The 12,616-nt window shown below is 31.6% G+C and carries 9 protein-coding genes; 5 read left to right on the top strand and 4 right to left on the bottom strand.

Going from position 1 to position 12,616, the window contains the following annotated elements; all coding sequences use genetic code 11:
* Nucleotides 1-108: 108 nt before the first annotated feature.
* The 3 genes from yidC to GN138_RS07875 all read right to left on the bottom strand — a co-directional run bounded on the left by yidC (nucleotide 109) and on the right by GN138_RS07875 (nucleotide 4,688).
* Nucleotides 109-2,022, bottom strand: a complete 1,914-nt coding sequence (gene yidC, locus GN138_RS07885) for a membrane protein insertase YidC (protein ID WP_157363245.1) — start codon at nucleotides 2,020-2,022, stop codon at nucleotides 109-111.
* A 121-nt stretch (nucleotides 2,023-2,143) separates the two neighbouring features.
* Nucleotides 2,144-3,760, bottom strand: coding sequence for a CTP synthase (locus tag GN138_RS07880; RefSeq protein ID WP_157363244.1), 1,617 nt, complete (start codon nucleotides 3,758-3,760; stop codon nucleotides 2,144-2,146).
* 346 nt (nucleotides 3,761-4,106) lie between these two features.
* Complete coding sequence (locus GN138_RS07875) at nucleotides 4,107-4,688, bottom strand: hypothetical protein (protein WP_157363243.1); 582 nt, start codon at nucleotides 4,686-4,688, stop codon at nucleotides 4,107-4,109.
* Nucleotides 4,689-4,887: 199 nt separating this feature from the next.
* Between GN138_RS07875 and GN138_RS07870 the strand changes: the two genes are divergently transcribed.
* The 5 genes from GN138_RS07870 (at nucleotide 4,888) to GN138_RS07855 (ending at nucleotide 11,450) form a co-directional block, all read left to right on the top strand.
* A complete protein-coding gene (locus GN138_RS07870) occupies nucleotides 4,888-5,760 on the top strand; it encodes an AraC family transcriptional regulator (RefSeq protein ID WP_157363242.1) in 873 nt (290 codons plus the stop codon).
* Nucleotides 5,761-5,969: 209 nt separating this feature from the next.
* Nucleotides 5,970-8,489 (top strand): PIG-L family deacetylase, encoded by a 2,520-nt coding sequence (locus GN138_RS07865; protein ID WP_157363241.1) that lies wholly within the window; start codon nucleotides 5,970-5,972, stop codon nucleotides 8,487-8,489.
* A gap of 179 nt (nucleotides 8,490-8,668) precedes the next feature.
* Nucleotides 8,669-10,477 (top strand): sodium:solute symporter, encoded by a 1,809-nt coding sequence (locus GN138_RS07860; protein ID WP_157363240.1) that lies wholly within the window; start codon nucleotides 8,669-8,671, stop codon nucleotides 10,475-10,477.
* Nucleotides 10,477-10,782, top strand: a complete 306-nt coding sequence (locus GN138_RS16305; RefSeq protein WP_317162717.1) for a Gfo/Idh/MocA family protein — start codon at nucleotides 10,477-10,479, stop codon at nucleotides 10,780-10,782. The genes GN138_RS07860 and GN138_RS16305 overlap by 1 nt, the downstream gene beginning before the upstream one ends.
* The gene (locus GN138_RS07855; protein ID WP_317162716.1) at nucleotides 10,779-11,450 is read left to right on the top strand and encodes a Gfo/Idh/MocA family protein; all 672 of its coding nucleotides are present in this window, start codon (nucleotides 10,779-10,781) and stop codon (nucleotides 11,448-11,450) included. The genes GN138_RS16305 and GN138_RS07855 overlap by 4 nt, the downstream gene beginning before the upstream one ends.
* Nucleotides 11,451-11,516: 66 nt before the next feature.
* Here GN138_RS07855 and GN138_RS07850 read toward each other — a convergent pair whose 3' ends face one another.
* A complete protein-coding gene (locus GN138_RS07850; protein WP_157363239.1) occupies nucleotides 11,517-12,362 on the bottom strand; it encodes a DUF2911 domain-containing protein in 846 nt (281 codons plus the stop codon).
* Nucleotides 12,363-12,616 lie beyond the last annotated feature (254 nt).

Here is a 12,616-nt window from a genome sequence, read left to right as displayed (position 1 = left end):
TTGGGCTTTTACTATTTCACAATCATTTTGTTTCTTTTCTTTTAAACTAAAAAAAAACTCTAACTAAATATGTTAGAGCTTTTTTTATTTTATAATAAGAAGTAAGGCTTACTTTTTCTTTCTACCTCTTTGTTGTGCTTGTTTCTGTGCTTCTGCTTGCTCCATCATTTCAGCCATTTTCTTTTGAAACTTATTTTGCTTTTTTGGCTTCGTTTTATTCACTTCTATTTTGGCTAACACTTTATCTTCATCAATAATGTAGTTTTTAATCACCAACATTATACCAATACTAATTAAGTTAGATATGAAATAATATAAACTTAAACCAGAAGCATAGTTATTAAAGAATACTAACATTAATAATGGTGAAAAATAAATCATATATTTCATCATTTTACCCATATCTGGCATACCTTCTTGTGTTGGTTGTGTTGCTACTTGCTGACCAGTAGTCATTTTCATATAAAAGAAAATAGCTACAGCCGCCAAAATTGGAAATAAACTTACATGACTTCCGTAAAAAGGAATACTGAATGGTAATTCTAAAATAGAATCATAAGAACTTAAATCATCTGCCCAAAGGAAACTTTTCTGTCTTAAATCGAAAGCTGTTGGAAAAAACTGAAATAAAGCGTAGAATACAGGTATTTGCATTAAACCTGGTAAACATCCACTTAATGGACTTGCACCAGCTCTACTCTGAATAGCCATTGTTTCTTGTTGCGCTTTTAATTTATTGTCTTTATATTTTTCTCTAACGGCATCTAATTCTGGCTTTAGAATTTTCATTTTTGCCTGAGATAAAAACTGCTTGTATTGTACAAAAGACAACATTATCTTAACCAAAACAGTCATTAAAATAATAGCAATACCATGTGGTAGATATTGAATTAAGAAACCGAATAGAGGGATAAATATAATTTTGTTAATCCATCCAAAAATTCCCCATCCAAAAGGAATACTTTGGTCTAAGCCTTTGTCGTATTCTTTTAATATATCTGCTTTAGTTGGTCCGTAATACAAACCTAAATTCTTGTTTAATTCGCCTCCATTATAAGCCAATGGTAATTTAGAGGTGTACAATTTTGTATACAACGTATCTATTTCGTCATCCTCAACTAAATTTTGAGACGTTAAATCCGCCTTTTTAAACGGACTATCATTTGAAACCAATATAGAACTAAAGAAAAATTGTCTGTAAGATAACCATTCTACAGCTTCTGCAGTGTCATCATCATCTCCTGTTTGAGATAATTTGTCTACCTTACCATCATCATGCATGTAAGTTAATCTTGTATAACGATTTTCGTAGCTTATACTTTTTGCGTGTCTAATTCCTTTTTGTTTCCAATCTAAAGAAACTGGTTGAGACGTGTTAAAAACACCACTTAAACCTTGAGATTTAATTGAAAAGTCAATCATGTAATCGTTAGGCTTTAACTCGTAACGGAACTCCAAGAAATCTGTAGCCGAAACTTTAAGTTTCATAGAAACTACAGTGTTTTCTCCACTTTTAGTAACTGTTGGTTCAAAAGGAAAATCTTGTGTATTTAAAGTTCTATTATCCGATGTTCCGAAGGTGATATTAAATGCACTGTTGTTATCTTTAATTAAATAAATAGGAACTGAATCATAATCTACAAAGTTTTTAAGTTTTACTTCAGATAACTGCCCTCCTTTATTATTGAATTTTAATTCAAAAACATCTGTTTCTACCACAGTTTGTTTTTCTGAAGACGATGGTAATGTTAATGCATATGCAAATGAACCTACTTTGCTTTGTAAAGCCACTTTTTGTGTAGAATCTAAAGCTTGGGTGTTTACGTAATCGTTAGATGTTGTAACTAAAGTTTCGTTTTGCTTTCTGTTGTTTTTTTCTTCGGCAACTTTTTCTTGTTCTGCTTTTTTCTGTGCTTCTAGTTCTTCTGGTGAAGGTTGATTTTGATACATCATAAATACCAAAATCCCAAATATTAAAACAAAGCCAATAATAGATTTAACGTCGAATTTCTTTTCTTCCATGTTTATTTTTCAGTTTTAGACCTGTCAGGTATTACTATCTAACAGGTCTTATATGGTAACAATTGAATAACCAAAAAACTATCCAAAAGTTAATAGTGCGCCAAAGTGACACATTTATATTTTACTTCTTCTTACTATGCTTTAAAGCTGCAGCAACAAAAGCCACAAATAATGGATGTGGATTCTTAACTGTACTTTTATATTCTGGATGGTATTGTACACCAACAAACCAATCATTTCCTGTTATTTCAACTATCTCAACTAAACCTGTATCTGGATTATAACCTGTTGGTTTTAATCCTGCAGTTTCAAATTGTTCTTTGTAGTTGCTATTAAATTCAAAACGATGTCTGTGACGTTCTGTAATTAATTCAGATTTATAAACTTTATAAGCAATACTTTCTTTATCTAATTTACAATCCCAAGTTCCTAAACGCATGGTTCCGCCTTTATTAATCACATCTTTCTGAGATTCCATTAAGTTAATTACAGGATCTGGAGTATTTTCATCCATTTCTACCGAGTTAGCATCTTTTAGGTTTAAAACGTTTCTGGCATATTCTATCACTGCCATTTGCATACCTAAACATATACCTAAAAACGGAATATTATTTTCTCTTACAAATTTTACAGCATCAATTTTACCTTCTATACCTCTTTCACCAAAACCAGGAGCTACCAAAACGCCATCTAAATGACCTAGTTTAAAATCTATATTACTTTCAGATAAATATTCTGAATGAATTGGTTCTACAACTACCTTAACTTCATTTTCTGCACCAGCATGTATAAATGCTTCTAAAATAGATTTATATGAATCTTGTAACTCTACATACTTACCTATTAAACCAATTGTAATTTCACTTTTTGGGTTTTTATAACGTTCTATAAAAGTGTTCCAAGTTGTTAAATTAGGTACATCACTCTTTAATTGTAATTGATTTAAAACTACTTTATCTAGCCCTTCTTTTAACATTAAATTTGGCACATCGTAAATGGTTGATGCGTCAATAGACTCTATAACAGCTTCTTTTTTTACATTACAGAAACGTGCTAGTTTTGTTTTTAACCCTTCACTTAACTTGTGCTCTGTTCTACAAACTAAAATATCAGCTTGTACACCACTTTCCATTAAGGTTTTTACACTATGTTGGGTTGGCTTAGTTTTTAGTTCGCCTGCTGCAGATAAATATGGCACTAAGGTTAGGTGTATAACACAAGTGTTGTGTTCTCCTAAATCCCACTCTAACTGCCTTACTGCTTCAACGTATGGTAAAGACTCAATATCACCAACGGTTCCTCCTATTTCGGTTATTACAATGTCATAATCTCCCGAGTTACCTAGTATTTGTATTCTTCGTTTAATCTCGTCGGTTATATGCGGAATTACTTGCACCGTTTTACCTAAAAACTCACCACGTCTTTCTTTATCTATTACGCTTTGGTATATTCTACCTGTAGTTACATTATTGGCTTGCGAGGTTGGTACATTTAAAAAACGCTCATAATGGCCCAAATCTAAATCAGTTTCTGCGCCATCATCTGTTACATAGCATTCGCCGTGCTCGTACGGATTTAATGTTCCTGGATCTATATTTATATATGGATCTAATTTTTGAATCGTAATTCTGTAACCTTGTGCTTGCAGTAATTTTGCCAAAGATGCAGCAATAATGCCTTTTCCCAAAGAAGAAGACACGCCTCCTGTTACAAAGATATATTTAGGGTTTGTGGTCATGATACGTTTTTAAACGCAGGCAAAATTACGAAATTTAATGAGTAATTTCCTTAATTGTTTATGGTTTGTTAATATGTTCTTTTTTGCTAGTAAACTTTCCTAAAAAATCTTTACTTAATCTATGGTTTTCAAAACCTTACATATAGACTTTAATTTTTGTATAAGAAGCAATTTTTATTGTTTTTATTATAAAACCCTATCTAAGTCCAGGCAAAGTAAGTTAATGATGTAACTATTCTTTATAATTAGAAACAAAATAACATAAAAAAGTCGGTAAAGATTAACTTTACCGACTTTAACTGTTTTATCTTAAACTACTGTCTTATTCTTTCTCGTAGTAATTTAATTATAGTTTAAAGTTCTCTACAAATGTTTTACCATCTGACTTAGTTACTATTTTGTAACTACCTTTTTCTGTTAACTTAATCATTCTTTTAATATCTTGTGTTCCTTCGATAGTTTCAGAATGTAATAAGTTATACCCATCGTTATCATAATAAACTTCTATGCTTAATGCTTGTTTGTTTAAAGCTAATTTTGAAATATAAACTAAGTCATCTTCTACTTTAACAACTGGCTTAAATACTGTTGACTCGTTATCCTTTTCAAATTTCACTGTATTTTCTTCTACTGAAAAAGGAATGGTTTTAATTTTAAAATCTTGTACTAACTCAAAATAATAGTTCCCGTTTGGAAGTTCTGTTAAATCAAATCCTTTAATATAATCTCCAGAATTTTCAATTTGCTCAGTATATAATGTTAAACCGTAAGCATCTTTAATAAGTAATTTGTTTCCTTCAATAACATCTGTTAATGTTAAGATTGTTTTTGATTCGTCTTTAGAGTTTCTAAGTGATGAATCTGCACTTGCTACTAATGCTGTAAACATTAATGCTACTACTAAAATGTTTTTAAGTATATTTTTCATGATAAATTATTTTTATTATTTACACTACAAAGATATAGGGCTTTAGCGTGCTAAAAAACACCAGATTTGACCATTTTATACTCTAAATTAACCAAAAGAAAATATTCGTTTTGAGTAAATGTTAATATAGAGCATAATTAAGTTATATTTGTGTATAATTAATGATTTTAACAACTTACCTTTGTAAAAAATTTTAGTAATGATTATTAAAAAGCCTGTTTTAAAAAAATTAAATTCAGATTTTGGAAGTTCCATACTTATAGTTCAACGTAATGAAAGATTAGATAGCAAAACAGCATTTTGGCACTTTCATCCAGAAATAGAATTACACTATGTAAATCAAGGTCATGGTAAACGGCATGTTGGTAGTCATATTTCATACTTTAATAATAGTCAGCTCTTATTAATAGGTGCAAATATTCCGCATAAAGGTTTTACTGATGGAATTACGGATAATGGAAAAGAAACTATTATACAGTTTAAAAAAGAATTTTTAGGAGATTCATTTTTTGACGTTCCTGAAATGAAAGACATCAATAACTTATTTGAACGTGCTAATAAAGGCTTATTATTTAATCCTAAAATAAAAAAAGAATTAGGACCAAAAATCGAAGATTTAGTTAATTACGAAGGCTACCACAAAGTAATTAAGTTTTTAGACATTTTACACGAGCTTTCTGTTACCGATGAATATAGAGTTCTCAACCCTGAAGGTTTTAATTTTGAAGTAGAACCACAAGATACTGCCAAAATGGATATCATCTACAAACACGTTAACGACAATTTTAAAAACCATATCTCTTTAGATGAAATTGCTGATGCGGTGAGCATGACGGTTCCTGCTTTTTGTAGATCTTTTAAAAAGATAACCGGAAAAACTTTCACAAAATTGGTTAATGAATATAGAATTGTGCACGCCACCAAACTTATACAAGAAAGTGACATGAGTATTACAGATATATGTTTCGAGTGCGGTTTTAATAGCTTTTCTCATTTTAATAAAGTCTTCAAAGAAACTACAGGAGAAAGTGCATCTAAGTACAGAGCTAACGTAAAAAAACTTGTTCAGTAGCCTGTATGTATGCGTTTAACATCTAAATAAACTTTGTAGTGTTTAAAACCTATCAAATACATAAAAGAAAATTCACTTTTTTTACAACCTAATAGTAGATAAAAGTATACGCCATCAATATAATATATTACAACGTTAAAAAAATCTAAAACTCAACAAACAGCTAGGTATCTTTTTTATATTTGAAGCGCAACTAACTAACACACCTCATGTACCAATTTAGACTTTGTCTATTGCTTTTTATAAGCGCAATTGCGTCATTACAAGCACAAAAACCAAAAAAATATAATGCTTCAGAAATTTATGAAGCAGTTCAAAAACTTAACGTTTTAGGTTCCGTTTTATATATTGCAGCTCATCCAGATGATGAAAACACACGTCTTATCTCGTACATGTCTAACCAAGTTAAAGCACGTACAGCCTATTTATCCTTAACACGTGGCGATGGCGGCCAAAACCTTATTGGCCCAGAAATTAGAGAACTTTTAGGTGTTATTAGAACTCAAGAACTATTAGCCGCAAGACGTGTAGATGGTGGCGAACAACGTTTCAGTAGAGCCAATGATTTTGGTTATTCTAAACATCCAGATGAAACACTAGAAATATGGAATAAAGACAAAGTTCTTGCTGATGTCGTTTGGGCTATACGAGAATTTAAACCAGATGTTATTATTAACCGTTTTGATCATAGAAGAGCTGGTAAAACTCACGGACACCATACCACTTCTGCCCTTTTAAGTATAGAAGCTTTTGATTTAGCTAACGATGCTACTAAATATGCCAGTCAATTAAACTTTACAGAAACCTGGCAACCAAAACGTTTATTTTACAATACTAGTTGGTGGAGATACGGCAGCCAAGAAGAATTTGATAAGGTAGATAAAAGCAACATGCTAAATTTTGATATTGGTGTGTATTACCCAAGCAAAGGTATGTCTAACAATGAAGTCGCAGCACTTGCTAGTAGCCAACACCTTTGCCAAGGTTTTGGACGTTTATCGCAACGCGGTTCTCAACAAGAGTATATAGAGTTTTTAAAAGGACAACCATTAGACAAAAAAGAGAGTGTTTTTGAAGGCATTGATACCTCTTGGAACAGAGTTAAAGGTGGAAAAGCAATCGAAGTTATTTTAAAATCGGTTGAAGACAATTTTAATTTTAAAAATCCAGCTGCACATTTACCACAGTTATTAGAAGCTTACAAATTAATTCAAAAATTAGATAATAAACACTGGAAAGCAGTAAAAACCAAAGAAATTAAAACCATAATTGAAGCTTGCACTGGTTTATATTTAGAAGTTTCGGCTAACACACCAAATGCAGCACCAAACTCTGATGTGACTTTAAATATGGAAGTTTTAAACAGAAGCACTGCAGACATTAAATTACTATCTTATAAATTATCAACTATAAATAAGGGAATTTCTAAGAACATGATAATGGCTTCAAATAAAAAATTGAATTTTGAAGAAGGCATAACTATTCCTGCAAACAGCAATTACACTACACCATATTGGCTAAATAAACAAAGTACCTTAGGCATGTACAATGTAGAAGACCAAACCTTAATTGGTCTACCAGAAACACCAAGAACAGTCTTAGTAGATTTTAATTTAATGATTGCCGGCACACCTATTAGTTTTACAAAACCAGTTATTTACAGATATTCTGAGCCAGATAAAGGTGAACTTTATAGACCTTTTGAAATTGTACCTATAGTTTCTGCCAGTTTAAGTGATAAAGTATACATTTTTGAAAACGACCAACAAAAAGAAATTGAAGTTACCGTAAAAGCTGGTAAAGATATTATAGAAGGTTATGTGCAATTGGCATACCCTAACGATTGGGAAGTATTTCCTCAAAAACAAAAAATTAAAATTGCAAATAAAGGCGATATTCAAAAAGTAACATTTACTGTAATTCCACCAAAAAATCAAAGTGAAGGTTTAATTACACCAATGGTCAATGTTGATGGCGAATTTTACACTGACGAACTTATAGAAATTGATTATGCACATATTCCGTTTCAAACTGTACTAATTCCAAGTGAAAGTAAAATTGTAAGATTAAATATTGAAAAAAGAGGAAACAATATTGGCTATATTGAAGGTGCTGGAGATGTTGTCCCAGAGAGTTTAAGACAAATAGGTTATAATGTAACTATTATTAAACCTGAACAAATTTCACCAGAAAATCTTACTAATTTTGATGCTATTGTTGTAGGCATTAGAGCTTACAATATTGTTGAAGAGTTAAAGTTTAAACAAAAATTCTTGCTAAACTACGTTAAAGAAGGCGGAAATTTAGTTGTTCAGTATAACACCAATAGAAGACTAAAAGTTAATAATATTGCACCTTTCGATTTAAAATTATCTAGAGATAGAGTTACAGACGAAACTGCAGAAGTAAGAATCTTAGAACCAAACCACCCTATTTTAAATTATCCTAATAAAATTACTAGTGAAGACTTTAAAGGTTGGGTACAAGAACGCGGATTATACTTCCCAAATGAATGGTCTAACGAATTTACACCACTTCTCGCTTCCAACGATAAAGGCGAATCTTCTAAAGAAGGCGTATTACTTGTGGCGAGTTACGGAAAAGGCAATTATATCTACACAGGATTAAGCTTTTTTAGAGAATTTCCGGCTGGAGTGCTTGGTTCTTACAGATTATTTGCTAACTTACTATCCGCTAAAAAAACCGATAATCCCTCAATTAAAAAATAGTGTTTTTCTAGCGGAACTACCTACACAACCTTAAGTAACTAACTAAAACTAACAAAATGCAAAATCAAAATTTCCCTCAGAAAAAAGAAAAATGGAATAAAATGTACACTGCTGTGCTAATAGCAAATGCACTTTATATTGTTTTATTTTACTTTATCACTGCTTCATTTGCTTAATTAATGCCGCAGTATTTAGATTGGAAAGACTGGACAGTATTAATAGCTACCCTCGCTATTATTGTTGGCTATGGAACTTGGAAAACTAAAGGACAAAAAAACGCACAAGATTACATAAAAGGAGGTAATTCTTCAAAATGGTGGACCATCGGATTATCCGTAATGGCAACGCAAGCTAGTGCTATAACTTTCCTTTCTACAACAGGTCAAGCATTTTCAGATGGCATGGGATTTGTCCAATTTTATTTTGGACTCCCAATTGCCATGGTAATTATATGCCTAGTTTTTATTCCACTCTATCATAGACTCAAGGTTTATACAGCCTATGAATTTCTAGAAAATAGATTCGACCTTAAAACAAGAAGTCTTACAGCCATTCTGTTTTTAATACAACGAGGCTTAGCTGCTGGTATTACCATATTTGCTCCCGCCATTATTCTTTCTGTAGTACTTGGCTGGAATATTGTTACATTAAACATTATCATTGGCGTATTAGTAATTATCTATACGGTTTCTGGTGGAACCAAAGCGGTAACAGTTACTCAAAAGCAACAAATGTTCGTCATTTTTGCTGGTATGTTGGCTGCCTTATTTATTACTATAAATTTAATACCAGAAGACGTTTCTTTTACTGATGCCATTAATATTGCTGGTGCTTCGGGCAAAATGCAAGTCTTAGATTTTTCTTTCGATTTAGAAAATAGATATACCGTTTGGACAGGTTTAATTGGTGGTACATTTCTTATGCTTTCTTATTTTGGGACAGACCAAAGCCAAGTACAACGCTATCTTTCTGGTAAATCTATGAAAGAAATGCAAATGGGCTTACTATTTAATGGTATGCTAAAAGTACCTATGCAATTCTTTATTTTACTAGTTGGTGTTATGGTATTTGTGTTTTATCAATTTAACCCATCACCGTTAAACTTTATAGATGCATCAACACAAACGGTTTTAGCTTCAGAATATGGTGATGAATATAGAGCACTACAAAATAAACAATCTGTCTTATTCGAAGAAAAGCAAAGCATAAGTTTAGCATTATCCAAAACTGAAAACAACAATTTAAAGCACAAATTATTTCAACTCGATAGCATTGAAAAAACCTATAGATTAGAATCTAAGTTTTTAATTAAAAAAGCAGTTGACTCTGACTATGCCAAAGAGTATAATGCACTTAAAAAAGAAGTTGAAGCTTTAAAATCTAATCCAGAAAGTGAAGCCTACTTAACCAAATCAGCGTCATTAGCATCACTATATAAAGATGCGGCAAAAGACACACAAACTAACGATAGAGACTATATGTTTATTAGGTTTATCTTAAACCAATTACCTACAGGTCTTATTGGCTTATTACTCGCCGTTATTTTATCTGCAGCCATGTCTTCTACAGCTTCTGAAATAAATGCTTTAGCAACCATAACCTCTATTGATTTATATGGTAGAAATTTAAAAGAGGAAAAGGATGATGACCATATGGTAAAAATGACCAAACTCTTTACATTAGGTTGGGGAATTGTAGCCATTATTATTGCTTGTTTTGCCGATTTGGCAGAGAATTTAATTCAGCTCGTTAACATTATCGGTTCTATATTTTATGGTAATGTATTAGGTATCTTTTTACTCGCCTTTTTCTTTAAATATATTAAAGGAAACGCTGTATTTATTGGAGCATTAATTACACAAACCATCGTTGTAATTGGTTGGTGGTTAGACTGGATGCCTTATTTATGGCTAAATCTATTTGGTTGCGTTGTTGTAATATGTATGGCACATATTTTACAAGCACTTATGCCGAAAAAAGTAGCATAATGACATCTAAAATCATCAATTGGGGAATTATTGGAGCAGGGAAAATTGCTACCAAATTTGCTACAGATTTAAACACAGTTCCTAATTGTAATTTTTACGCTATTGCTTCTAGGACTATTGAAAAAGCAGACTCCTTTAAAAAACTGCATCATGCAAATGTCGCTTATGGCAGCTATGCAGAACTTATAGCAGACAATAATATTGATGCCATTTATATTGCTACACCACACAGTTTTCATAACGCGCATACGGCTTTATGTTTAAACCATAAAAACCTGTATTATGCGAAAAACCATTCGCAATGAACTTACAAGAGGTTGAAGATATGATTCAACTATCTAAAGAAAAGAATACATTATTAATGGAAGCCATGTGGACCAATTTTCTTCCACATTTTAATTATGTTTTAGAACTACTTCAACGTAAACATTTTGGAGAAATTTTAAAACTTGAAGCGGATTTCGGGTTCCATCCAACCTATGATGAAACTTCGAGAGTATTTGATAAATCCGTTGGAGGCGGAAGTCTTTTAGACATTGGCATCTACCCTATTTTTATGGCACTTTCCGCTTTAGGCGTACCTAACTCAATTGAGGCTAATGCAGAATTCTTTGTTACTGGAGCAGATTCTAAATGCAATGTTACTTTTCACTATAATCAAGCTAAAGCTTATTTAAAAAGCACTTTTTTAGAGAAAACTAATACCGAAGCTATAATTTATTGTGAAGAAGGCATTATTAAAATAAATAGTCGTTTTCACGAGCCATCTTCAGTTACGTTAATTGACAAAAAAGGAAATTCTAAAGAAAAAGATTTCAATTATAATACCATCGGTTATAGTTTTGAAATTGAACATTTTAACCAACTGGTAAGAAGTGATAAAAAAGAAAGCCATTTAATGACGTTTAAAAAAAGTCAGCAATTAATTAAGACCTTAGACCAGGTCAGAAAGCTAATTGGATTGGAATATTAAAACAAAAAAACGCAACTTATAAAGTTGCGTTTTTCAGATTACTAAATATAAATTAAGTAGAGCGTATTATTTTGCGCCCCATTCTTTCAGAGAATCTTCATTCATTTTAATATAATCTGCATTTCCGGCTTTTTTAGAACCTTCTAACGATTTTTTAGCAATTTCAATCGCACCTTTTTTATCTCCTGCTGCTGCATAAATTAAAGATTGCTTGCGTAATTGATAAAAACGAGGCTCCTTCATCATAGAAATCGCTTTATCAATCCATTCTTTTGCTTGCTTAATATCTTTTCCTTCAGCTAAATTATATACTGCAGCAGCATAGTAATCATTTGCAGACGGACCAGCCATTACTTTTTCTATTGCAGCACTAACGGTTTTATCGGTTGGTACTTTAAATTCTACACCAACATAAGTTTTCTCCCACATCATACCAATTACAGCAGAGCTGCTAGTAATATCATCTATAGAAATTGTAAATGATTTAATATCAATTTCTATAGGATATACTTGTGCAGTAACTCGTGCTGCAACCTTAGATTCATCTATTTCTTTTGGTGTTCCCCAATTATTAGTATCCGTATAGAAAATGACTTCCCAAGATTTAGCAGAAGGTGTTACAAAAATCGCATAAGAACCAGCTTTTAATTCTTTTCCTCCAATTTCTACAGCATCACTAAAAGTTACCATAGTATTTTTATTAGCACCAGTTCTCCACAGTTTGCCGTAAGGTACAAGGTTTCCAAATATTTTTCTGCCACGCATTGCTGGTCTAGAGTATTCAATAGCTACATCTGTTAAACCAACGACTTGCTCTAGTTTAGCAGCAGGACTGGGTTGTGGTGTTTTAATCTGTGCATTTACTGAAAACAATAAGGTTAAAGCAAATGTAAATAATACTAACTTTTTCATAAATTATAGTGTTTAGTGGTTGTTTGAATTGCTTGTAAAATTACATCTAAACATATATTGTCTTTGTTAATAAAAACTTAAAATACCATTAACTTTCTTCAATATAACTAGAAGACATCTAATCAGATGAATCAAATCCTTATCATTAATGGACACAAAATAATAGCTAAAAACAGCTAATCAATAAATTCTTGTTAAATTTTGTTTAACTAACAACAAAAATAGTTAAACATTATTTATCTTTACACCATTCT

Source organism: Winogradskyella endarachnes, assembly GCF_009741275.1.
In the GTDB taxonomy this organism is placed as follows: Bacteria; Bacteroidota; Bacteroidia; order Flavobacteriales; family Flavobacteriaceae; genus Winogradskyella; species Winogradskyella endarachnes.
This window is presented reverse-complemented; position numbering and strand designations above follow the sequence as displayed.